Here is a 22,057-nt window from a genome sequence, read left to right on the forward strand (position 1 = left end):
GATCGGTTCATCCTTGCGCGGCCGGATGGCCCGCGTCGACGTGCACTTTCACCGTCGCGGAGAGGCCCGGACGCAACACGCCTTGCATGTCCTTCGGCACGTCGAGGCGCACCCGCACCGGCACGCGCTGCACGATCTTCGTGAAGTTGCCGGTCGCGTTTTCCGCCGGCAATACGCTGAAGGTCGCGCCAGTCGCGGGCGCAAGGCTTTCGACCACGCCGTGCAGCGCGGTACTCGACGCGTCGAGCTGGACCTCGACGCTGTCGCCCGCGCGCATCTTGCGCAGCTGGTCTTCCTTGAAGTTCGCGTCGATCCACAGACCGCTCGCGGGCACGACGGTCAGCAGCGACACTCCCGTGTTCGCGAGCAGACCGACGCGCGCGGTGCGATTGCCGACGTAGCCGTCGATCGGCGAGCGGATCGTCGTGTATTCCACGTTCAACGCGGCGACGCGCTGCGCGGCCTGTGCGGTCGCGATGCGCGCTTTCGCATCGCCGATCTGCGCGTCGAGCACTGCGATCTGGCGTTGCGCCGCCAGCAGCGCCGCGCCGCTCTTATCGACCGCGGCGCGCGCTTTGGTCAGATCGGCATCGGCTTTCTCGACGACCTGGTTCGACACCGCGTCGTCCTTCACCAGCTCACGGTAACGTATCTGGTCGGCCGCGCTGCGCGTCAGCTCGGCGCCCGACGCGCGGACCTCCGCGGCCTGTTCGTTGATCGCCGCGAGTTGCAGCGATTTCTTCGCTTCGAGCTCGGTGACGGCGGCCTGCGCGCTCTCCACTTCCGCGTTGGCCTGCGCGAGACGCGCGTCGTAGTCGCGCGCATCGAGACGCACGAGCACCTGGTTCGCATGCACGAACTCGTTGTCGCGCACCAGCACGTCGGTGACGAAGCCGTTGACCTTCGGCGCCATCACCGTGACGTCGCCGCCGACGTAGGCATCATCGGTCGTCTCGACGAAGCGGCCGACGAAGAACCAGTACGACGTGGCCAGCGCCAGCACGACGAGAACGGACAGGATCGCGAGCAGCATCCACGGGATACGCCGCGCCGCTCGGGCGGGTTGTACCGCGCTCGGGGGGGCGACGGTCGAGGGAGTTGTGGACATGATGTCGATATGTGCGTATGCACTTTTCAGGTTGAAAAAAAAGGCGCAGAGCGCCGTCCTCCGCTACCTTCAGCGTTTATGTCAAAGCGAATCTTTGGTGATGGCAAATAGCTCGTTGCGCAGCGCGGCAGCGCGCTCCTCGCCGAAGCGGTGCTCGAACTCGGCTTGGGCGACGTACCAGTGGGCGCGGCCCGCGGCTAGCCGCTGTTCACCTTCGGCCGTCAGCGAGATCAGCAGCGTGCGCGCATCCGCGCCCAGCACCTCGCTCGACACGAGCCCGTCGCGGCGCAGCGGCTGGATCGTGCGGACCAGCGTGGTGCGCTGCATGCGCATGGCTTCGGCGATCTGCTTCATCGTCATCGGACCGGTGCGCTTCAGACGCCCCAGCAGCGAAAACTGCGTGATGGTCAGGCCGACATTCGACAAATGCCGATCGTAGATCTGCGATACGTGACGTGCGGCCTGGCGGATCGCAAAGCAGTCGTCGTCTAAGAGCGCTTCCATTCGCTGCACTTCCTTTGCTCGTTAGTGCATATGCACATGAAACGGCGTTATAAAACCCGCCGAGGCGGGTTCCGGTGCCGATCTAGTCCGTGATGCTGAACAGCTCCGCGCGCAGCGTCTTCGCTCGGGCGCGACCGAACTTCTTTTCGAACTCGTCCTGCGCGGCGCGCCATGCGACCGAGGCCTGATCGAACGTGGTCTCGCCCTTTTCCGTCAGGCTGAACAGCAGCGTGCGGTTGTCGTGGTCCGCCGCTTCGGCCAGCACGAGGCCGTCGCGCTGCAGTGGCTTCATTGCGCGGACCAGCGTGGTGCGCTCCATGACCATCGCGTCCGCGAGCTCCGCCATCGGCAGGTTCGGGGTGCGCGCGAGCTTTGCCAGGATCGTGAACTGCGCAGCCGTCAACCCGACGCTGCCGAGGTGACGCTCGTAGATCTGCGTGACGTGCCGCGCCGCCTGGCGCAGCGCGAAGCAGTTGCATTCGTCGTAGGAGATAGGACGGTTCATGGAGCGAAGTTTATGTGTGCATATGCACGATGTCAAGTTTTTCTGCGGGTGCGCGGCGAACCCTCACCGCAGATCGGCACGCAGATCCCGCACACCTTTGCCGAGTCGTTGGCGCAACAGCGTGCGTAACGTGGCACCGTCGACATAGCCGACCTCGGCCGCGATCGCGTCGATGCCGAGTCCGCTGCCATGGAGCAGCGACTGCGCATGCTCGACGCGCAGATCCTGAAAGTAGGCCAACGGCGATTTGCCGAGCACGTCCTGGCAACGACGCTGCAACGTACGCGCGCTCGTCGCCAGTGCGGCGGCCGCGTGCTGCAGCGAGAACCCTTCCTTCAGATGATCGCGCGCCCATCGCTCGAAACGCTGAATCAGCGGATCGGCCTGCGCCAGGTGGTTGGGAATGATGTACGGCGCCTGCGATGAGCGCAGATCCGCGAGCAGGTAGCGCGACACGAGCGCGGCCAGTTCGGGGCTCGCGCGACGGATCAGCCACAGCGCGAGATCGAGATGCCCCATCGCCGCCCCCGCCGTCACCCCAACGTCCGTTGGCACCAGCATGCGCGATTCGTCGAGCAGCACCGCCGGATAGCGTTGCCGGAACAATGGACTCAGCCACCAGGTCGTCGTCGCTTCGCGATGATCGAGCAGTCCGGTTTCCGCGACGAGGAACGTGCCGATGCACGACGCGGCAAGCAACGTGCCCTGTGCGTGCCACGCCAGCAATTGCTCCGTGGCGTCGCGCACGTCCGGCCGTTCGAGCGCTGGCACCAGTTGCTCCGGTGTGCCGGTCCCGAGCGCGGGAATGATCACCCAGTCCGGCTTCAGGTTGGCGGTGATCGCTTGCACGGGAATGGCGAACCCCTGCCCCGACTGGACCTTCTTGCGCACGCCGACGATCGACAGCTCGAAGTGCGGCCGCCCGCCCATCTTCGCGGCCGCGAACCGGTTGGCGAGCGAGAACGCGTCGAGCATGACGGTGAGGCCGGTGTCGAACAGCCCCTGCAACGCGAGGATGGCGATGCGCATGGCGTAAATGACCCTAAAGTTGTCATTTGCGACGATACAGCTTTTCCCGGCCGAGGGCTACAGTGAACCCCGTTGTACATCGCAACGAACGTCGACCCAGGAGGTCACTGATGAAAGTATTCGCCATCGCATCCGCACAACCGACCCTCACTCCGGACAAGCTCCAGCAGCACATGCCCCACGAGGTGCCGGCCACTCTGCAGCTTTATCTGGACGGCAAGGTCGAGCAGTTCTGGTTCCGCGACAAGGCCGGGCCGATTTTCCTGATGAACGTCGCATCGGTCGACGAGGCCAGGTCGATACTCGACAGTTTGCCGCTCGTGGCCGACGGCCTGATGAAGTACGAGTATTTGCCGGTGGGACCACTCGCGCCGCTCGGGCGGCTGATTCACAAGGGATGATGTTGCTGGCGGGATGAGCCGTGCCGCCGGCGTGACCGGCGGCACGCTTGCAGAAGCATCACTGCCCGACCTTCTCCGATTCAACCACGAGGTCCAGTACATAAGCGACCGACGGCCCGTCGGTGGCCGGGTTCCTGATCGTGAATCGCTTGACGCGCACCACGTTACGAATGCCCGGCGTGTGCGTATAGCCTTCGATATTCTGATTGAACGGCTGCCACGGACCGGGTGTACCGGTGGCCAGTCCCTGCTCGTCGAAGAAGCGTTCGCGCACGAGCAGACATTGCGCGTCCGGCATCAACGGATGCGTGCACGGCACCGACTGCGGCGCCACTTCCAGGAACGCAATTTGACCGGGGCCGCCGTAGCGGGTCTCGGCCGTCGGCACGCCGGTAAAGCTCAGCGTATCGCCGTTATCGGTGACGAGTTGCAGGCGTGGCCCGTTGTCGCGCGCGAGCAGGTTCACGTTGACGCTGCCGCGCACACGCTGCGAGATCGCATCGTCGAGTGCGGCAAGCGCCGCGTCGTTGCAGGCCATCATCGTGGTAACCATCGGGCCGATCTGCAGGTGCCCCTTCCTCACCGTGTAACCCGCTCCCATGTTGTTGCAGCTATTGACGACGGTGATCCGATACGGACTGAAGTCCAGTTGCACTGGCTTGTCCGGGCGGGCGAACAGCGCATCGATGCGGTTGCCGTTGCTGTCGATCGCGTTGTTCAGCTGCCAGTGGTAGCGGGTCAGCTGATCGGTGCCGGTCGGCGCCGCCGGGTTCGCCGCGGCCGTGGTCGCCGCGGGAGCCGGCGCTGTCACTTCGGGTGTCTGCGCGCAGGCGGCGAGAACGAGCGGCAGCAGGAGCATGCGGAATTTCACGTCGGCACCTCGGTGAGTTCAGTGGTTGTTCCGGGCGTTGGCTCGCGTCGCCTGGCGAGGGGACGCGAGCATCAAGTCGCATGCTCGAAAGCCGGAAAAGCCAGTGAAGGTCACCACCCGGCCACATTACGCCGGGTTTGCGCACCTGCGTCGCTCAGGCCGCGAGCATCGACTCGACGACCGACAGCATAACGCAGGTAGATGGCGGAAATATGCTGTTCGATGTTTGCCGGGATTCTTCGTTAGGTTACCGAACTGCGGCAGGTGACGCCGGCTACGCCTTCGATATGTCGCGATGCACGGCAGGCGTGGCGTGAAGTCTCCTGAGCCGGGGGCGCAGCATCAGATAGAAGGCGGCGACGTGCGTGATCGCCAGCGTCGGTACATAGATGATCGGGATCGCGTACATCGCGCCCAGTTCTCCTGAATGCGCGGGCAGATCGGCCGCTGTCGCGTGGTAGTAGTCGAGAATCAGATCGGCCATACCGACCAGATTGAAAGCAACCACGAACGACCAGAACAGCGGCCGTATCCGCGCAGTCAGTAGGGCCAGCATCGCCAGCACGCCGGTGGCGAAATCCCCATACGCGGCGAACGCGGCGAAGCTCGCGGACAGTTGCGGGCTGACGACGCCAGGCAGCAGGAACGCGAGTCCGAAGAAACGGAAGCTGTGCAAGGTGGCGATCGCGCGTTGCGCGTCGAACGGGGTCATCGACCTGAGCTTCGGCCACACGTAGGTGCCGAAGCACAACAACCAGGCAACGTAGCCCAGAACGAGATGCATCTGAAAGAGAAGCCGCGCTGGCATGATGCCTCCTATCGAATGTTGGATGCGCAGGTGATAGGTGTACCATCGTCTCGCGCGAGCGACTATTCCTCACAATGTTGACAGGCTATGAAGCAGAACTTCACAGTCAGGCAGGGTGCACTCGACGGCGTCGAGGTCTTCCTCAGCGTGGCCGAGCATCGCAGTTTTCGCGGGGCCGCCGCGGCACTCGGCGTGACGCCGTCGGCCGTCAGTCAGGCGGTGCGTGTGCTCGAAGCGCGCATCGGCGCGACGCTTTTCATTCGCACGACGCGCAGCGTCGGCTTGACCGAAGCCGGCGAGCGCTTTCTGGCGCGGGCCAAGCCCGCTTTCGAGGAACTCGTCGCCGCCAGCGAGGTGGCGCGCGGACTCGGCGAGCGGCCGTCCGGCCTGTTGCGTCTTTCGGTGCCTCGCGCGGTCGTGCCGATCCTGCTGGAACCGCTGATCGCGTCGTTCTGCGAGGCCAATCCCGAGGTCGAGGTAGAGATTTCGGCCAGCAAGGAGCTGATCGATCTCGCGGCGGAAGGCTTCGACGCCGGCATCCGGCTGGGCCAGTTCGTTGCCGCCGACATGGTCGCGGTGCCGTTGACCGCGCCATTCCGCTTCGTCGTGGTGGGGAGTCCTGGCTATTTCGTGGCGCGCAACCGCCCCGAGCACATCGACGATCTGCGTACGCATGCCTGCATTCGCTGGCGGCGCTCGGGCGGCGCGCTCGCCTTGTGGTCGTTCAACGACAACGGGCAGCCGATCGAAGTCGCCGTCACCGGTCCGTTCATCGCCAGCGATTTTCTGGGCATGCTGGGTGCGGCGAACGCAGGCATCGGCCTTGCCCAGCTACCCGAGCCGATGGCCGCCGAGGGGTTGCGAACCGGAAAGCTCGTGCGCGTTCTGGATGCGTATGCGCCGATGATTCCGGGCGTATTTCTCTACTATCCGAGCCGCCGCCAGATCATGCCGAAGCTGCGTGCGTTCATCGATCATGTGAAGAGCCGCACGGCAATTACTCAAAATGGACACTGATTGCCTGATCGACGGCAACCGCTACCCACACATTAGCCTTGTAATATCGACCGCCCAAGTACTATTAACTCGTTGAACTGTGTTACCAGTTCAAAACATAAAACAAACGACAGCGTATAAGACGGTCCGGGAAATCTGTGCATCCACGCCAGAATCGGCACCGAAATACGTGTCCTGACGGCGTCCCGAGTCATTATCCATGTGATGGCCCCTCCAATCGCCGCCCCCGCGATTATGTCGGTCGGATAGTGCCATCCGAGATAAACGCGCGGCAGACATATGAAGATCGCGGTGTATAAAAGCGCGAGCATACCGGCGCCGCGCGACACCAGAAAGATCCCGGTTGCGACCGAAATCCACAACATCGCGTGATCACTTGGGAAGGAACTCCAGGCTGGCAACACCGCCGCTTCCAGACCACCCGATGGAAAACTCAGGTGTAGCTCGGGATTAAAGAGAGGCCGTACACGGAATGGCAAGTAATGGGCAATCAGCCTGAATATCGCGAGCGCAAGAAGGCCGCTCGCGATCGTCGCGACGACCATCTCACGCTCCCAATCGCCCCGCTGGCTGGGTTTCAACCATATCCACCACAATACGGGCATGAGCACCAGACCCTTGAATGTGTAGAGGTCCGCGATAATTCTTATTGCGCGATTCAACATGGCGCAACTCAGCGCCATGTGCGTCAGGAAAGTTTGGATTGCGGTATCGAAAGGGTCCATTCGTTACTAGTGTCCGCAAAAACTTTCGAACGATCGGTGCGATAGCGAACGTTTGCGCTACTCGCGACCAGCCAGTCTCCTTCTCTTAAGCAATTCGTCAGCACGGTTACCTTACGATCGCGCCGAACCGACAAGACGAACAACCGACGCGCATTCAAGGGATCTGTCGCCATGCAGTTGCTGGCGATGGGAAAGGATGAGTTGATCGCTGGGCCGGTCGTCGATACACCCTGCGCGCGTTTTCACTCGCTCGGAACTCGAAGCCAGGATATGCGATCCACGCGAGGAAATCGCCAGCAATGCCATCGAAGTGCAGGTGTGTGGCTTGCGACGAAAAATTGGCGCAGGACGGATCGTGACGGTACGCGGCGCAGGCTATTGTCTGCGAACACCTGACTCGAAAGTCCGCTTCGCTGGCTAGCGGACGTTCCTGTTTTACGCGCGGTTACCCACCTCGTTGCGGGAAACCATCGTGAGGGCGAGTCCGACCAGAACGAGAGCCACTCCGACCACGAACGATGGGCCGACCCTGTCGCCGAACATGAACGATGCAGCGGCAATACCGAAGACCGGCTGAATGAACTGCACGCTCGCGGCAACTCGCGCCGGAACGATACGTAGCAGCTTGAGCCACATAAACAGGCCGGCAACAGTCACGATCACCCCGAGATATACCGCGGCTGATACACCCTGCGTGGTAACGTGAAATGGAACGTGCCACATCTCCCACGCCGCCCACGGCAGCAGCGCAACGAAGCCGAACAGCGTACTCCAGGCTGCAACCGTCGCAGTGCCATAGGCGGTCGTGAGCTCGACGCTCCAGACGTAATAGAACGCAATCGCGAGCGCGGACAGCAGCACGCAAATTACGCCGCCCGCAGTGGTATCGGATAGCGTCGCTGCGCCGTGCTCGCGGGCGAACGCGACCAACGCGATGCCCGCGAATGCCGCGAGAAGTCCCAGCTTCTGCCAACCTGATACCTGCTGTTTGAGGCGCAGCGCCGCAAAGAACACGATAAAAACCGGAATGGTCGCGGAAATGATGGTGCCGACAGACGCCGAAGTGCCCGCAACACCAAAAGTCTGCGCGACCTGTCCGATGCCGATGCCCAGCACGCCTAACATGGCGACGCGCGGCCATGCGTGCCGCGGCAACGGATGCCGGCCTACCGCGAAGATGAGCAGTAGTGGCACGGCTACGGCAAAGCGCATGGCGGTGAGTGTCAGCGGCGGTAGCGACTCGAGTCCCAGTTTGGTCACCGGTATCGATAGTCCCCACATCACCGCGAGGATCAACAATGCGCCGAAACTCCGCATCGTGATCGTCTTGGCTGCGTGGTCATTGACGACCGCTCCGGAACGGGCATCCCTCAGGCTTGGGCTCGACATTGGCGTTGGTGCGGAAAAGACATTGAATGGAGATCTTCACGGCAGCGCAGATCGTTGACAAACGATTTGTCGTCATATAATGCGTGAGCGAAACTCACACATAACGACCCGCTATGTTCGATCGGCTTCCACCGCTGCAGACCCTGCGCGCCTTTGAAGCGACCGCGCGACTACTGAGCATGACGCTGGCCGCCGAGGAACTGCACGTGACCCACGGCGCAGTGAGCCGGCACATCAAGACGCTCGAGAATCATCTGGGTGTTCCGCTGTTTCGCCGCCTCACGCGCCGGATCATCCTGACCGATGCGGGAACAGAGTTTCACTTTGCTGTAGCCCGCCTACTGGGCGAACTGACGAGGGAAGCCGAGAGCCTGCGCGGACACGATGGCCTTGCAAGCATGACGATCAGTACAAGCGTTTCGTTCGCGACCAAGTGGCTGGCACCGCGCCTTCATCGCTTCAAGGCGATACATCCGGAACTCGATGTGCATCTCGACGTGATCGATCGCAATGTTGATCTGGACGATGGTCAGGTCGATGCAGCGGTGCGTTACGGCGGGGGTCGCTATCCTCGCGTCCAGTCCGAACGGATTCTCGAAGAAACCGTGACACCGGTTTGTAGCCCCAGCTACCGCGAAGAAGTCGGCGGGTTGACGAATCCGGCTAGCCTCACACGTTGCACGCTGCTGCATGAAGACCGGATGTTGGCCAATTGGGAACAGTGGTTCGCTTATGCAGACGTGAACAGGGGTCGCAGGGGTCGAGGGCCCGCGTACAGTCATGGAAGCATGGCCATCGAGGCAGCCATTCGTGGCGAAGGCGTAGCCCTCGGACGCAGTGCGCTGGTAGGCGATGACATCATGGCTGGACGCCTTGTCGCGCCGTTTCCCGACATTCGGCTCAAAGTCGAGCGCGGCTATGATCTGGTCTATCGCGTCGGCAATCGCGACCACCCCAAGGTCTGCGCGCTGCGCGACTGGTTAGCCGCCGAAGTACGGCGATTTCTGGCTGACACGAGGTGATGTCGCTCGTGGCTAGCGATAGTTGACGAAGTCGATCAGGTCGTTCAAGAACCACGGCAGAATCAGTTGCGTGTCGGAATAGCTGGTGCCGACGGTGAGTCGCGGTGGTCTCGTAGCGGCGTCGGGAGCATGCAGCATGTACGCGTTGGTATCATGCCCCGCCTGAGGATTCGCCGGCGGCGAGGTCGACGTGCAGCCGGCAGCGAAAACGACGAGCATTGCTGCGAAGCAAGGAGACTTCATGAGCGGGTGAACTCCGGCGACGTTTTTTCCATTATGGCAGCGAACGTTGGTTTCGCCATAGTCCGCACGCGGCAAAACACGCGCTACTCGCGGCCCAGCAAAGTATCCAGCACGCGCCGCGGGTTCATCAGAAAAGAGCGCATGACCTGGTAATGCTCCGTGTCCTCGTATGCCACCTGCGACACCCCGTCTGCATGAAAATGATAGATCGCCGCATCGGGATAAGCCATCAGGATCGGCGAGTGCGTGGCGATAATAAATTGCGAGTCGTCGCTCGCCAGATCGTGGATGCGGGCAAGCGCGGCAAGCTGCCGTTGCGGTGACAACGCAGCTTCAGGTTCGTCGAGCAGATAAAGTCCTTTGCCGCCGAATCGGTTCATCAGTAGACTCAGGAACGACTCCCCGTGCGACTGCTCATGCAGCGAGCGGCCGCCGTAGGAACTGATGATCTGAGCCCCGGGTCCCGGCTCCTCATCGAGGTTTTCGATTTCAGTGGCGACGTTGAAAAAGCTTTCAGCGCGAAGAAAGAAACCATTCTTAGGACGCCGGACACCTTTCGCGATGCGCAGATAATCCGCCAGATTCGAATGCGAATTGCGGGTGCCGAAGTTGAAGTTCTTCGAGCCACCCTCCGGATTGAATCCCATCGACACCGCGACCGCCTCAAGAAACGTCGATTTTCCCGAGCCGTTTTCGCCGATCAGAAACGTGACCTTCGGGTGCGGGGTCAGCGATTCGAACGAACGGACCGCGGGTAGACAAAACGGATAGCGGTCGAACGAGTCGACCTTCTCGCGTAAAAGGGAAATCCGGCTGATGTACTGGGTGGAAATCATCGCGGGCACGTGGACAGGGGCTGCCTCATTCTAGCCCAAGCACCGTCACCCCCACTTCCATGCGATGCGCGCCGCCCCCGAGAATCGTCCCGCGCAGCAACGACACATCGCTGTAATCGCGCCCGATCGCGAGCGTCACATGATCGAGATCGGCGAGCACGTCATTGGTCGGATCGAGATCGATCCAGCCGCTGCCCGGACAATGCACCGACACCCACGCGTGCGAAGCATCCGCGCCGATCAGACGCGGATGGCCCGGCGGCGGATCGTTGCGCAGATAGCCGCTCACGTAGCGCGCGGGCAAACCGAGCGAGCGCAAGCAGCCGATCATCACCTGCGCGAAATCCTGACACACGCCGCTTTTCAATTCGAATGCGCGTTCGGCCGGGGTATCGAATAGCGTCGCCGACGGCTTGTACGCGAAGTCCTCGTGAATGCGATGCATCAGATCGATCGCGCCGGCGACGAGCGGCCGGCCCGGCGTGAAGCTTGGCGACGCATACGCGCGCAGCGACGGCCGCAGTGCAATATTCGGCGACGTGAAGCAATACTCCGCCTCGGGACGGAACGCCCCGCCAACGCGAAACCGCAGCGCCTCGGCTACCGTCTCCCACGGCGGGGTAGCCTGGGCGTCGAGGTTGGTCCAACGCGGCGTCAGCGCGACCGTGGTCTCGCTGACGAGCTGCAGACGCTCATGCGGCGTATCGAGCGCGAAGTACAGCACGTCGTTGCCGAACGCATCGATGCGGTTATGCCGATACGACGGCTGCGGCTCGATCCGCTCGCTGCGCGAAATCACACGCTGCCACGGACACGCGAGCGGCCTGATCGTCGCCAGATGCTGCGCGGTTTCGACATAGGTCGAGTAGTGGTAGGTAGTGCGATGCGAAACGGACAGCACCGTCGACGCGTGCTTCATACCCACACCTGCGAGGCGACCGTACTCGCGTGACTGAAATAGCGCGCGCTGATCTCGTGCGCGGCCGCATTGGCGAAGCCGCCGATCTGATCGCACAACGCAATCAGCTTGCCATACGAGCCGTGTTCGTCGACCTCGCACAGAGATTCGAGCGACGGCAACATCTCGACCGGCGGCAGCAACTCCGCGAACGGCCGATGCCGAACGCTGCCCGCCGCGACGGCGATCTCGCCGAGCTTGTTGCGCAGCCGTTCGTACACGCCATAAATGCCGCGCGGATTGTGCGGCTCGATCACGAGCAGATCGAGCAGCGCGGGCACTTCGAAACGCCCCGGATACAGCGACCGATACGTGAGCGTGCTGTCGAACATCTGCAACAGCAGGTCGAAGCCGGCCGGCGTCGCGAGCTGGCCGTTCGCGGCGACGCCGCGCATGAACGCGGCCATCGTCGCGACGCGTTCGATATGACGCCCGACGAACAGCAGCCGCCACGCTTCATCGCGCGTCATGCGGTCGCCCTGTGCACCGCTGATCGCCGATAGCTGCACCGACAGATGCTCGAGCGCATTCGCGAGCGTCACGCGATCGTAGCGATCGAACGCACTGCCGCTGCTCGCAGCACCCGCGCCGCCATTGCCCGCGCCCACGGCTGGCAGCAACAGCTGCAACGCGTCCTGAAAGTCGTTGCGCGCCGCGAGGATCATGCGCCAATGATCATTCGACAACCGCCCGCGCACTTCGCCGTTCGCGCGCGCCTGGCAACTGAGGTTCTGGCTGATGCTGACACTGCCCGCGCTTTCGCCGAGATTCGCGACGAGCGCGCGCTCGAAGCCCTGCGGCGATGCGGGCCCGTGCGGCGACGCCAGGTCGCCAGGCTGCACGAGGCCGCACCAAGTCGCGAGTTCGACCAGCGTCGCGAACATCGCGTCGGCGTCGTTGCCTTCGAGGGAGCCGAGAATCAGCCGCAGCAGACGCACGTTGTTTTCCGCGCGCTCGCCGTAGCGGCCCGCCCAGAACAGGTTCTCGGCGGCGCGGCTCGATACCGTCCGATGCTTGCGCGTGAGATCGGCGGGCCGCATCGGTGAAGGCAGCAGCGTGAACGTCGAGCTCGGCTGGCTCGACAGCACCCAGGTATCGACGCTGCTGCCGCCATGCTGCATCGATACCGTGGTCTGACGCTCGGCGGCCATGCGCGTGAAGCCGCCCGGCATCACGTGCCAGCCGCCGTTGACGTCGGCGATCGCATAGACGCGCAGCACCGACGGACGGCCGCCGATCGTGCCCTCCTCGTAGCGCGGCGTGCAGGAAAAGCGCTCCTCCTGCTGGATCGTGAACGCGTCGGGCGATGCGTCGATACGCTCGCGCCATGCCGCGAGCGGCTGTCTGCCCCCTTCGGTGCCGGGCGCGTCGCGTCCCGCGAGCGGCCAGGTCGGCACGATGAACGCGTTGTCGAGATGCGCGAACGCATGCTCGCGCGCCGCCTGTTCGCCGCACCACCAGGTCGGCACGCCGGGCAGCAGCAGTTCTTCGCCAAGCAACGCTTCGGCGATGCCGGGCATGAAACCGTGCAGCGCCGGCGACTCGGCGAACCCCGAGCCCGGCACGTTCGACACGATCACATTGCCCGCGCGCATCACCTGTAACAGCCCCGGCACGCCGATCGTCGAATCGGCGCGCAGCTCGACCGGGTCGCAGAATGCGTCGTCGAGACGGCGCAGCACGACGTGCACGCGTTCGAGGCCTGCCAGGGTCTTCAGATAGAGCCGGTCGCCGCGCACGGTCAGATCCTTGCCTTCGACCAGCGTGACGCCGAGATAGCGTGCGAGAAACACATGCTCGAAATAGGTTTCGCTGTACGGCCCCGGCGTGAGCAGCGCGATATGCGGTGACGCGTCGGCGTTTTCCTCGTGGCGCATCGTCGCTTGCGCGGCCTGCACGAGCGTCGCGATCAGTTGCGAATAGATCGGCGCGAGCCGGCTCACGCGCAGCGAGCGGAACGGTTCGGCAAGCAGCGTCGACACGATCAGGCGATTTTCGAGCGCGTAGCCGAGACCTGACGGTGCCTCGGTGCGATGCGCGATCACGCTCCACTCGCCGTCCGGCGTGCGCGCGAGATCGAGCGCGACGACCTGCAGATACTGGCCACCGGCCGGCGCGAAGCCCTTCACCGAACGCAGATAGCCCGGATGGCCGAACACCAGCGCGGGCGGCAGTTGGCCATGTTCGAGCAGCGTCTGCGGTCCGTAGATATCGGCGACGATCGCGTTGAGCAGATGCGCGCGCTGCGCGACGCCGCGCTCGAGGCGCGCCCACTCGGCCTCGCTGATCAGGAATGGCAGCAGGTCGAGCGCCCATGGCCGCGACTTGCCGTTGTCCGCGTAGACGTTGTAGCTGATGTCGTTGTCGCGGATCTGCTGCGCGATCGACGCGTGATGGTCCGCCAGCCGCGCCACGCCGTCCTCGTCGAGCAGCGCGAAGAACTGCCGCCACGGTTCGCGCAGCGCGCCCGACGCGTCGCGCAGCTCGTCCCAATGTCCGTCATGCCCCGGCAGCAACCGCAACAGGGACGAAGCATCCGCGGGCATCGCGGAAGCTTCGAAGGGCAAGGTCGATTGAAAGGCCAAGGTCGTGTGGTGTCAGTGATGCGTGTTGCTCAACTGTGGCGCAGATCGAGCGTGAATGGAAACTCGAGGCTGCGTTGCGGTCTGTCCACGGCGAGCGGCCCCGGTGTATGACCCGACGCAAAGAAACGCGCGCGTCGCCGGCTTTCCGCCTCGTAGGCGTTGACCGGGAAGGTCTGATAGTTGCGCCCGCCCGGATGAGCGACATGATACTGGCATCCGCCGAGCGAGCGGCCGCTCCATGTGTCGACGAGATCGAACGTGAGCGGCGCGTGTACGCCGATCGTCGGATGCAGTGCCGACGGCTGGGACCACGCGCGAAAACGCACGCCGGCCACGTACTCGCTGACCCGGCCGGTCGGCTGCAGCGGCACCGGCACACCGTTGACGCTCAGCACGTGACGATTACCGTTCAAGCCCAGCGCGCGCACCTCCAGTCGCTCGACCGACGAATCGACATAGCGCACCGTGCCGCCGCCGGTACCCTCCTCGCCCATCACGTGCCACGGTTCGAGCGCGTTGCGGATCGTCAGATCGATGCCGCTCAACGTCATCTCGCCGACCAGCGGAAAGCGGAATTCGAAGTGCGGCGCGAACCACGCGCTATCGAAGGCGAAGCCCGCTTCGCCGAGTTCGGCGAGCACGTCGTCGAAATCCATCTTCACGAAGGTGCCGAGCAGGAAGCGGTCGTGCAGCTCGGTGCCCCAGCGGGTGAGCCGCTGCGTGTACGGGATGCGCCAGAATCGCGCGACCAGTGCGCGCAGCAGCAATTGCTGCACCAGACTCATGCGCGCGTGCGGCGGCATTTCGAAGCCGCGCAGCTCCACCAGACCGAGGCGGCCTGCGGGTCCATCGGGGGAATACAGTTTGTCGATGCAGAACTCGGCGCGGTGCGTGTTGCCGGTCACGTCGATCAGGATGTTGCGCAGCGCGCGGTCGATCATCCACGGCGGCAGGTTACTGCTTTCGCGGCCGCCGAGCAGATCGACCTGCCGTTGCAGCTCGGCGAACGCGATTTCGAGTTCGTAGACCTGGTCGTTGCGCGCTTCGTCGACGCGCGGTGCCTGGCTCGTCGGTCCGATGAACAGCCCCGAAAACAGATACGACAGCGACGGATGGTTGTGCCAATACGCGATCAGGCTCGCGAGCAGATCGGGCCGCCGCAGGAACGGACTGTCGGCCGGCGTCGCACCGCCGAGCACGAAGTGATTGCCGCCGCCGGTGCCGGTGTGGCGCCCGTCGAGCATGAACTTCTCGCTGCTCAGGTAGCTGTGCGCGGCCGACTGATATAGGTACTCGGTGTGATCGACGAGCTCGTCCCAGTTCGCGGCCGGATGAATGTTGACTTCGATCACGCCGGGGTCCGGTGTCACCTGCAGCACTTTCAGGCGCGGATCGCGCGGCGGCGGATAGCCTTCGAGCACGATCTGCATCTTCAGCTCCTCGGCCGTCGCCTCGACCGCGGCAAGCAGATCGAGATAATCGTCGAGATCGGTCAGCGGTGGCATGAACACGTGCAGCAGCGTGCGGCCGCTGCCGAACGCATCGGCTTCGGCTTGCGGGCCGGCCGCGCGCTTCGGGTCGCGCGCCTCGACGCACACGGCGGTGCGCAGCGTGTCCTTCGACGATTCGCCTCGCGCCGGCAGCGCTTCGTCATGGCGCGGCGGCGCATATGCGAGCACGCCGCCGTGCGGCATACCGCTCAACAGATCGGCGGCCGACAGCGACAGCGCGGCCGCCTGCCGCGCGCTCGCATGTTCCTCGGCGATCGGCCGGCCCTCGCGCCCTCCTTCGTACTGCACGCGCAACTGCGCGGCCGTGCGCAGCGGCTGGGGAGGCGCGAACGGATCGTGCGCGTGCTGATACGGATAGTCGGTCTTCGACACCCACGGCAGCGAATCGAGCGGCAGCCGGTAGCCCATCGGCGAATCGCCGGGGATCAGATACATGCGTTCGTCGCGGAAGAACCAGCGGCCCGTGATCCACGTCGGCGCGATACCCGGCGTGCCGCGCTCGCGGCCGATCGGCAACACGTAGCCGGCCGGGTTCGCGAGCCCGGCATCGAACACGCGGCGCAGCCGCACGCGTTCGAGCTCGTCGTCGAGGCGCGCATCGAAGGGATCGACGTTAACCGGCAGGCGACGCTCGCGCCACAGGTAGTACCAGGTGTCCTCGTAGCCGGGTTGGATGCAGTCCGCGTCGAGCGACAGCTTCGCCGCCAGATGCGCGATGAAGCGTTGCGCGTCGCCGGCCGTGTAGCGGCCCGGCTCCCGTTCATCGGCGAACAGAGCCGGGTTGTGCCAGCATGGCTCGCCGTCGGCGCGCCAGTACAGCGACATCGCCCAGCGCGGCAGTTGCTCGCCCGGATACCACTTGCCCTGGCCGATATGCAGGAAACCGTTCGCGCCGTAGCGTTCGCGCAGCCGGTCCATCAGCGCGACCGCGTAGCCGCGCTTGGTGGGTCCAAGCGCGTCGGTGTTCCATTCGGCGGCGTCGCGATCGCGCACCGATACGAAGGTCGGCTCGCCGCCCATCGTCAGTCGCACATCCATGTCGGCAAGTTCGTAGTCGACCCGCGCGCCCATCCTCAGCACGTCGTGCCACGCGGCTTCGCTGTATGGCTTCGTGACGCGCGGCGACTCCAGCACGCGTTCGATCGACATCGTGTGTCCGAACTCGACCTCGCATTCGTCGACCGCGCCCGAGATCGGCGCCGCACTGCCCGGCTCCGGCGTGCATGCGACCGGGATATGCCCTTCGCCCGCGAGCAGCCCCGAGGTGGGATCGAGCCCGACCCAGCCCGCCCCTGGCAGATAGACTTCGCACCACGCGTGCAGGTCGGTGAAATCGACCTCGGTGCCGCTCGGGCCGTCGATCGATTTGACGTCGGGCGTGAGCTGCAGCAGATAGCCGGACACGAAGCGCGCCGCGAAACCCAGTTGCCGCAGCGTCTCGACGAGCAGCCAGCCGGTATCGCGGCACGAGCCCGACGCGTTGATCAAGGTTTCCTCGGGCGACTGCACGCCCGGCTCCATCCGGATCAGATAGCGGATCTCGCGCTGCAGCCGCTGGTTCAGTGCCACCAGGAAGTTCGCGGTGCCGGCCGGCGTGCGGTCGATGCTCGCGACGAACCCGGCGAAACGCGGCGTCATCGGCCGCTTCACGCAGTAGGGCGCGAGCTCGGCCGCGAGTTCCGGCGCGTAGTCGAACGGAAACCGCTCGGCCGATGGTTCGAGGAAGAAGTCGAACGGGTTGTAGACAGCCATTTCGGCGACCAGATCGACGCTCACCTTGAACTCGCGTGTCTGCTCGGGAAACACGAGCCGCGCCTGATAGTTCGCGAACGCGTCCTGCTGCCAGTTGATGAAGTGCCTCGCGGGTTCGACGCGCATCGAGTACGACAGAATCGGCGTCCGACAATGCGGCGCGGGCCGCAGCTTCACCACTTGGGGCGACAGCGTAACCAGTCTGTCGTAGCGGTAATGAGTAACGTGATGCAACGCGACGCGTATGGACACTCCTGACTCCTCGACGAAGGGTGCAGCCCGCCAAAAAAGCAAGCTCTATGCCGTTGTTGGACAAACCCGCGTGAATCGTTTGGCGCTGCCCGAATTGGGTGTGCGTTTTACGTATCCGGTGTCTTGCCGATCGGCCGCGCCGGACCGTGCACCAAAGCGGCGCAGCACCGATGCACGATCATGATCGTACTGTGCGTTAAAGCGGTGACGTCTGGCAATCGCGGCATGAAGATTGCGATCGTTCGTCACCGCAAACGACATCGCACCGACAACAAGGCCCGCCCGATGAAAACTTTCCACTGCAATCGCTGCGCGCAACTGGTGTTCTACGAGAACGTCCGCTGCGAGCGCTGCGAGTCGCTGCTCGGCTATCTGCCTGAGCTGGGCGAAATCAGTGCGTTCGATGACGCCGGCGACGGCCGCTGGCGCAGCCTGCATCCCGAGGCGAACGGCGCGCTGTTCCGGCAATGCCACAACTACGCGGTCGAAAACGTCTGCAACTGGATGATCCCCGCCGATTCCCCCGACACGCTGTGCCGCGCCTGTCAGTTGACTCGCACGATCCCGAACCTGAGCGAACCGGAAAACCGGCTCTACTGGTACCGGCTCGAAGTCGCGAAACGGCGTCTGCTGTACACACTGGGCGAGCTCGGCCTCGATGTGCAATCGCGCGACGCGGACCCCGAGCGCGGTCTCGCCTTCGAATTTCTCGCCGACGGCGGCGATGGCGAGCCCGTGATGACCGGTCACGACAACGGGCTGATCACGCTGAACATCGCCGAGGCCGACGACGCGCATCGCGAGAAGGTGCGCACCGCGATGGGCGAGCCGTACCGCACGCTGCTCGGACACTTCCGCCACGAGACCGGCCACTACTTCTTCAGCCAGCTGATCGAAAACGAGCCGCGCTGGCTCGAACCGTTTCGCAAGCTGTTCGGCGACGAGCAGGCCGACTACGGCGAAGCGCTGAACACCTACTATCGCGACGGCGCGCCGGCCGACTGGCAGGCGTCGTACATCAGCGCCTACGCAACGATGCATCCGTGGGAAGACTGGGCGGAGACATGGGCGCACTATCTGCTGATCGTCGATGTGCTCGATACGTCGACGTCGTACGGACTCGCGCTGCTGCCCGACGATCCGAGCGAGCCGACGCTGACCGACCGCACGCCGGTCGAGGATGCGAGCTTCGGCAATCTGATGAAGCGCTGGTTTCCCCTCACCTATGCGCTGAACAGCCTGAACCGCAGTCTCGGCATGCCGGACGGCTATCCGTTCACGCTCGCCGCGCCGGTGGTCGACAAGCTGCGCTTCGTGCATCGCGTGATCGCGGCGGCGGGCGGCAAGCGCGACAAGCGGGGCGACCGCAAGCACATGAGCGCATAAAAAAGCCCGCTGGCGGTTCAACCGGCAGCGGGCTTTCATCACGCGGTCATCGCTTCAGTACGCCACATAAGGCCCCTTCCCCCCGGCGTCGACTGCTGCTCGATCGCCGCATAGACATTGCGGCCGTAGAAGAACGGCAGCCCCCAGTCGAACACCGTCGACGTGACGAACGCCGGTCCCGCCAGCAGCGGCAATGCCGAGTCGCCGCTATAAGTCTGCGCGATCGACATCACATTGCCGACGTTGAACGTCACCGCGCTCGTCGTGCCGTTCACGCCTTCGATCATCGCGCTCAACTGCTGCGTCGAGCTCGGGCAGTAATACGCGCTGTTCGGGCTCGCGCAGGCCGGCATCAAGGTGGTCTGAAAGAAGAGTCCCGTCGAGCCGCTGTCCATGATGCTGCGCGGATACGTGGTGCCGTTCTGCACCGTCGTGAACGTGCCGTTCGACGGACTCACGCCGATCACCTGCGCCGCGCCGAGCGCATTGTTGCTCTGCGTGCCGATGCCGAATACAAGTTGTCCCGACACCGATTGCGCACCGCCCGACACGGTCGGCAGACTGAGCATCGAGCCGTTGTTGTCGATGGCGAAGTACGGCACCGGATTGGCGACCTGATACGTCTCCGCGAGCGGAATCGACGTGCAGCTCGCGCCGCTGCAACCGTAGTAGGTAGCGGGAATCGCCTGCTGCACGCAGTTCGCGCCGCAGTCGTACTTGAACACGCCGATGCCGAGAATGCCGTTCGCCTGCAAGGTGCCCGGCGTATTGCGCGGCGCGCCGACGGCCGCGCAATCGCCCGGCAGCGATGCGTAGCCCGGATCGATCACCTGGATCGGCAGCGACGCGGCTTTCTCGCCGGCGATCTGCACATCGGCGAGCTTCACCGCGCCCCACGTATAGCCGTCGAAGAACTGCATGCATTCGGCGACGAGATTGCCCGCGCCGTCCTTCTGCTGCGGCAGGCTGATGGACGCGGGCAGTTGCGACGCGAACACGCGCACGCCCCACGAGCCGGTATCGACGAGCACGTGATCGATCGTCCGGCAGTTGCTGGTGCCGGGCGCGCAGATCGTGATGCTGACGAACGGCATGTTCGGCACGTTGCTGATGCCCGAGTCGACCGTCACGCGCACCGCGTTGGCGGCCAGCACCTGCGGCGACGGCGACGTGTTGGTCACGGTCGAACCTGATGCGCCGGTCGAGTTGCCGGACGTGCTCGAATTGGCCGTAGTGCTCGCGCTGCTGCCACCGCCCCCGCCGCCGCACGCGCTCAACAGCAGCGCCAGAACCACCACGGGCGTCGCGCCCAGCAGAGTCATCCACGAAGACCTGGATCGCATGATTCGCTCCGTTATTGAATGACGCTGACGTCGACGCCCGCAGGCACCGCCTGCGGCAGATACGCGTAACCGGTGAAGGCGCGCAGATGGCCGCTCGAGAACACCACGAGATCACTGTTCGACACCGCGAGCGGCACGCCGCGACGCGTCGCGCTGGCGGCGACGTACGTTTCGAAGGATGCGCCGAGCATCGCCTTCAGATCGGGCAGCGTCGGGCCATCCCATGCGACGCCGAACACGATGCCGTTGGCCGCCACGTATTCGCGCACCTGGGTGCCGGACGGCAGCGTCAGCGCGTGCACCGAATAGGCGCCCTGCGCGCTGGCCTGATGCGTGACTGCGCGCAGGCGCGTCTGATCGGCGTCGACGGTGCTGGCGTTCTGGCCGAGCGTCGCGTGCGCGGCGAACGGCAACGCGCAGCATGCCCCGAGCACTGCGCAGGCAGTGCGGGTAAAAAGCTTCGGTTTCAAGAGGTTTCCTTCGAGGTGAAAACGCGAAACGAGGGGCGCACACCTGACCGGCTAAGCGGGTTGCCTTCACGCCGGTTGGGCTGCGTGAATGCGTCTACGGAAGGGCGGGGCGAAACTTTAAGTCAGGGGAATGGCGCGCGGCAATCGTTAGCTGCGTGATTCAAACCTTTGGAGGTTCCTGAATCGTTCGACCACGTTCGACCAGTGCGGCCAAAGTCCTTTAGCAACAATGCGTTCGGTTTTCATCCGACATTTAGAACCATCCGACTGCGGAAACTTCAGCCGCCGCGCGCAATGGCCGCGAGTGAGAGCAGCGGTTTTTCACCCATGTAAGTGCCCGCCGAATAACCCGCGAGCGGAGTGTGCATTGCTCCGACTACACGAGGCTTGCGACACCCAAATCCGACGGGCAAAAAAAATCGCGGAGGGCTTGGCGGCCCTCCGCGACATAGATCGTTCCGAACTCGCGGCGTGCGCTACTTCTTCTGCTGCTGAAGCAGCGACTTCAGTTCCTGCACATTCTCCTCTACGCGTTTCGCGATCACCGCATACGACTCCGCCTGCGTCTGATACGCGGCTTGCGCGAGCTGCTGCATATCGGCGAGCGATTTGTGCAGGCTCTGCTGGATCAGCTCCGCGGTTTTGCTCGACGGCGCGGTGCCGGCTGCGGTGAGCTGCGCGGTCAGCGCCTGCAGTTCGCCCAGCGTGCTGCGCAGCATCTCGGCCTGTTTCTGCGCGAGCGACTGCATCCCCTGGAATGCTGTCTGATTCGCCTGAACCAGCGCTTCCATGTCCTTGCGGCGCGCTTCCATGATGGCGGGCACGTCGAAGCCGGGGAGCTTGAACTGCTCCAGCATTTTGGTCAGATCGCCAAACGGATTGGCTGCATCGGGTCGGTCCATGCGAAATCCTCCTTTCGGTTGAAGACTCATCGCCTCTGCGCCGCCCGGACCAGGCGCGACGCCGATGCCGGCGGCTGCGTGTGCCGCGCGTGCTGCCACGGCGAGGTGCTTTTGAGGGTCGCACGGCACATCGCAGCAATCATGCGCTATCCGGCTGCGTTGCGCCAGCGGCGCTCACCCTGACGGACATTCGTGCGCGGTGACGTGCGTCGGGTCGAAGTTCGTGACGCGCGCTTCGGCATGCGAGCGCAATCGAGCGATCGGTGCTTCGCGTCTCGCCAATCGGTGGAAGCGCTCCCGCAGCCCCGCTGCGCGCGGCTTTGCGGGACTCCGTGGCCTGTCCCACATTGGCGCTTCACTGGTGCTTTTCATCTTCCGTCAGGTCATTACGATAGGAGCTCCGCAACGTCAGGACAGGGTGAAGGAATGCGCTATCCGAT

General features: G+C 64.1%; 19 protein-coding genes and 2 pseudogenes. 5 read left to right on the top strand and 16 right to left on the bottom strand.

Annotated features, from left to right (window positions below; translation table 11 throughout):
- Positions 1-7 precede the first annotated feature (7 nt).
- From BC1002_RS22355 to BC1002_RS22370, 4 genes are all read right to left on the bottom strand, one after another.
- Positions 8-1,108, bottom strand: coding sequence for an HlyD family secretion protein (locus tag BC1002_RS22355; RefSeq protein WP_013092264.1), 1,101 nt, complete (start codon positions 1,106-1,108; stop codon positions 8-10).
- A gap of 81 nt (positions 1,109-1,189) precedes the next feature.
- The gene (locus tag BC1002_RS22360; RefSeq protein WP_013092265.1) at positions 1,190-1,612 is read right to left on the bottom strand and encodes a MarR family winged helix-turn-helix transcriptional regulator; all 423 of its coding nucleotides are present in this window, start codon (positions 1,610-1,612) and stop codon (positions 1,190-1,192) included.
- An 82-nt stretch (positions 1,613-1,694) separates the two neighbouring features.
- Positions 1,695-2,117 carry a MarR family winged helix-turn-helix transcriptional regulator gene (locus tag BC1002_RS22365; protein WP_013092266.1) on the bottom strand — a complete coding sequence of 141 codons (423 nt, stop codon included), beginning with the start codon at positions 2,115-2,117 and terminating at the stop codon, positions 1,695-1,697.
- A 63-nt stretch (positions 2,118-2,180) separates the two neighbouring features.
- Positions 2,181-3,146, bottom strand: coding sequence for a GlxA family transcriptional regulator (locus BC1002_RS22370; RefSeq protein ID WP_013092267.1), 966 nt, complete (start codon positions 3,144-3,146; stop codon positions 2,181-2,183).
- 110 nt (positions 3,147-3,256) lie between these two features.
- Between BC1002_RS22370 and BC1002_RS22375 the strand changes: the two genes are divergently transcribed.
- Positions 3,257-3,547: a hypothetical protein gene (locus tag BC1002_RS22375; protein WP_013092268.1), complete on the top strand. Its 291-nt coding sequence runs from the start codon at positions 3,257-3,259 to the stop codon at positions 3,545-3,547.
- A 58-nt stretch (positions 3,548-3,605) separates the two neighbouring features.
- Here the strand turns inward: BC1002_RS22375 and BC1002_RS22380 are convergent, their stop codons facing one another.
- Positions 3,606-4,418, bottom strand: a complete 813-nt coding sequence (locus tag BC1002_RS22380; RefSeq protein ID WP_013092269.1) for a DUF4377 domain-containing protein — start codon at positions 4,416-4,418, stop codon at positions 3,606-3,608.
- A 274-nt stretch (positions 4,419-4,692) separates the two neighbouring features.
- Positions 4,693-5,226, bottom strand: coding sequence for a hypothetical protein (locus tag BC1002_RS22385; RefSeq protein ID WP_013092270.1), 534 nt, complete (start codon positions 5,224-5,226; stop codon positions 4,693-4,695).
- A gap of 87 nt (positions 5,227-5,313) precedes the next feature.
- Between BC1002_RS22385 and BC1002_RS22390 the strand changes: the two genes are divergently transcribed.
- Positions 5,314-6,243 carry a LysR family transcriptional regulator gene (locus BC1002_RS22390; RefSeq protein ID WP_013092271.1) on the top strand — a complete coding sequence of 310 codons (930 nt, stop codon included), beginning with the start codon at positions 5,314-5,316 and terminating at the stop codon, positions 6,241-6,243.
- Positions 6,244-6,275: 32 nt separating this feature from the next.
- On the opposite strand, the gene BC1002_RS22395 is transcribed toward BC1002_RS22390, so the two are convergent.
- Entirely contained in the window at positions 6,276-6,968 is a 693-nt protein-coding gene (locus tag BC1002_RS22395; protein ID WP_013092272.1) for a phosphatase PAP2 family protein, read from the bottom strand.
- Between the two features lie 229 nt (positions 6,969-7,197).
- On the opposite strand from BC1002_RS22395, the pseudogene BC1002_RS36570 reads away from it, so the two are divergent.
- A pseudogene (locus BC1002_RS36570) lies at positions 7,198-7,389 on the top strand (helix-turn-helix domain-containing protein); the annotation flags it as partial.
- A gap of 14 nt (positions 7,390-7,403) precedes the next feature.
- On the opposite strand, the gene BC1002_RS22400 reads toward BC1002_RS36570, so the two are convergent.
- On the bottom strand, positions 7,404-8,267 hold the full coding sequence (locus BC1002_RS22400; RefSeq protein WP_041735371.1) for a DMT family transporter: 864 nt from the start codon (positions 8,265-8,267) through the stop codon (positions 7,404-7,406).
- A gap of 203 nt (positions 8,268-8,470) precedes the next feature.
- On the opposite strand from BC1002_RS22400, the gene gcvA reads away from it, so the two are divergent.
- On the top strand, positions 8,471-9,379 hold the full coding sequence (gene gcvA, locus BC1002_RS22405) for a transcriptional regulator GcvA (RefSeq protein ID WP_013092274.1): 909 nt from the start codon (positions 8,471-8,473) through the stop codon (positions 9,377-9,379).
- 12 nt (positions 9,380-9,391) lie between these two features.
- Here gcvA and BC1002_RS22410 read toward each other — a convergent pair whose 3' ends face one another.
- The 5 genes from BC1002_RS22410 to BC1002_RS22430 form a co-directional block, all read right to left on the bottom strand.
- Complete coding sequence (locus BC1002_RS22410; protein WP_013092275.1) at positions 9,392-9,622, bottom strand: hypothetical protein; 231 nt, start codon at positions 9,620-9,622, stop codon at positions 9,392-9,394.
- An 83-nt stretch (positions 9,623-9,705) separates the two neighbouring features.
- Positions 9,706-10,458, bottom strand: coding sequence for an AAA family ATPase (locus BC1002_RS22415; protein ID WP_013092276.1), 753 nt, complete (start codon positions 10,456-10,458; stop codon positions 9,706-9,708).
- A gap of 25 nt (positions 10,459-10,483) precedes the next feature.
- On the bottom strand, positions 10,484-11,377 hold the full coding sequence (locus BC1002_RS22420) for a transglutaminase family protein (protein WP_013092277.1): 894 nt from the start codon (positions 11,375-11,377) through the stop codon (positions 10,484-10,486).
- Positions 11,374-13,962: a circularly permuted type 2 ATP-grasp protein gene (locus BC1002_RS22425; RefSeq protein WP_013092278.1), complete on the bottom strand. Its 2,589-nt coding sequence runs from the start codon at positions 13,960-13,962 to the stop codon at positions 11,374-11,376. Before BC1002_RS22425 ends, BC1002_RS22420 begins: the two co-directional genes overlap by 4 nt.
- A 68-nt stretch (positions 13,963-14,030) precedes the next feature.
- Positions 14,031-17,516, bottom strand: a complete 3,486-nt coding sequence (locus BC1002_RS22430) for a transglutaminase family protein (protein ID WP_013092279.1) — start codon at positions 17,514-17,516, stop codon at positions 14,031-14,033.
- Between the two features lie 285 nt (positions 17,517-17,801).
- Between BC1002_RS22430 and BC1002_RS22435 the strand changes: the two genes are divergently transcribed.
- A complete protein-coding gene (locus BC1002_RS22435; protein WP_041735372.1) occupies positions 17,802-18,902 on the top strand; it encodes a zinc-binding metallopeptidase family protein in 1,101 nt (366 codons plus the stop codon).
- Positions 18,903-18,956: 54 nt separating this feature from the next.
- On the opposite strand, the pseudogene BC1002_RS22440 reads toward BC1002_RS22435, so the two are convergent.
- The 3 genes and pseudogenes from BC1002_RS22440 to phaP form a co-directional block, all read right to left on the bottom strand.
- A pseudogene (locus BC1002_RS22440) lies at positions 18,957-20,245 on the bottom strand (DUF3443 domain-containing protein).
- 11 nt (positions 20,246-20,256) lie between these two features.
- Positions 20,257-20,715, bottom strand: a complete 459-nt coding sequence (locus tag BC1002_RS22445) for a DUF2844 domain-containing protein (protein WP_013092282.1) — start codon at positions 20,713-20,715, stop codon at positions 20,257-20,259.
- 476 nt (positions 20,716-21,191) lie between these two features.
- Positions 21,192-21,617 (bottom strand): phasin family protein, encoded by a 426-nt coding sequence (gene phaP / locus BC1002_RS22450; RefSeq protein WP_013092283.1) that lies wholly within the window; start codon positions 21,615-21,617, stop codon positions 21,192-21,194.
- Positions 21,618-22,057 lie beyond the last annotated feature (440 nt).

Origin of the sequence: Paraburkholderia atlantica (genome assembly GCF_000092885.1) — a bacterium.
Classification (GTDB): domain Bacteria; phylum Pseudomonadota; class Gammaproteobacteria; order Burkholderiales; family Burkholderiaceae; genus Paraburkholderia; species Paraburkholderia atlantica.

Excerpts from the sequence above, each read along its gene's own strand:
- BC1002_RS22355 (WP_013092264.1), bottom strand. The coding sequence starts at position 1,108 with ATGTCCACAACTCCCTCGACCGTCGCCCCCCCGAGCGCGGTACAACCC.
- BC1002_RS22360 (WP_013092265.1), bottom strand. The coding sequence starts at position 1,612 with ATGGAAGCGCTCTTAGACGACGACTGCTTTGCGATCCGCCAGGCCGCA.
- BC1002_RS22365 (WP_013092266.1), bottom strand. The coding sequence starts at position 2,117 with ATGAACCGTCCTATCTCCTACGACGAATGCAACTGCTTCGCGCTGCGC.
- BC1002_RS22370 (WP_013092267.1), bottom strand. The coding sequence starts at position 3,146 with ATGCGCATCGCCATCCTCGCGTTGCAGGGGCTGTTCGACACCGGCCTC.
- BC1002_RS22375 (WP_013092268.1), top strand. The coding sequence starts at position 3,257 with ATGAAAGTATTCGCCATCGCATCCGCACAACCGACCCTCACTCCGGAC.
- BC1002_RS22385 (WP_013092270.1), bottom strand. The coding sequence starts at position 5,226 with ATGCCAGCGCGGCTTCTCTTTCAGATGCATCTCGTTCTGGGCTACGTT.
- BC1002_RS22390 (WP_013092271.1), top strand. The coding sequence starts at position 5,314 with ATGAAGCAGAACTTCACAGTCAGGCAGGGTGCACTCGACGGCGTCGAG.
- BC1002_RS22395 (WP_013092272.1), bottom strand. The coding sequence starts at position 6,968 with ATGGACCCTTTCGATACCGCAATCCAAACTTTCCTGACGCACATGGCG.
- gcvA (WP_013092274.1), top strand. The coding sequence starts at position 8,471 with ATGTTCGATCGGCTTCCACCGCTGCAGACCCTGCGCGCCTTTGAAGCG.
- BC1002_RS22410 (WP_013092275.1), bottom strand. The coding sequence starts at position 9,622 with ATGAAGTCTCCTTGCTTCGCAGCAATGCTCGTCGTTTTCGCTGCCGGC.
- BC1002_RS22415 (WP_013092276.1), bottom strand. The coding sequence starts at position 10,458 with ATGATTTCCACCCAGTACATCAGCCGGATTTCCCTTTTACGCGAGAAG.
- BC1002_RS22420 (WP_013092277.1), bottom strand. The coding sequence starts at position 11,377 with ATGAAGCACGCGTCGACGGTGCTGTCCGTTTCGCATCGCACTACCTAC.
- BC1002_RS22425 (WP_013092278.1), bottom strand. The coding sequence starts at position 13,962 with ATGCCCGCGGATGCTTCGTCCCTGTTGCGGTTGCTGCCGGGGCATGAC.
- BC1002_RS22435 (WP_041735372.1), top strand. The coding sequence starts at position 17,802 with ATGAAAACTTTCCACTGCAATCGCTGCGCGCAACTGGTGTTCTACGAG.
- phaP (WP_013092283.1), bottom strand. The coding sequence starts at position 21,617 with ATGGACCGACCCGATGCAGCCAATCCGTTTGGCGATCTGACCAAAATG.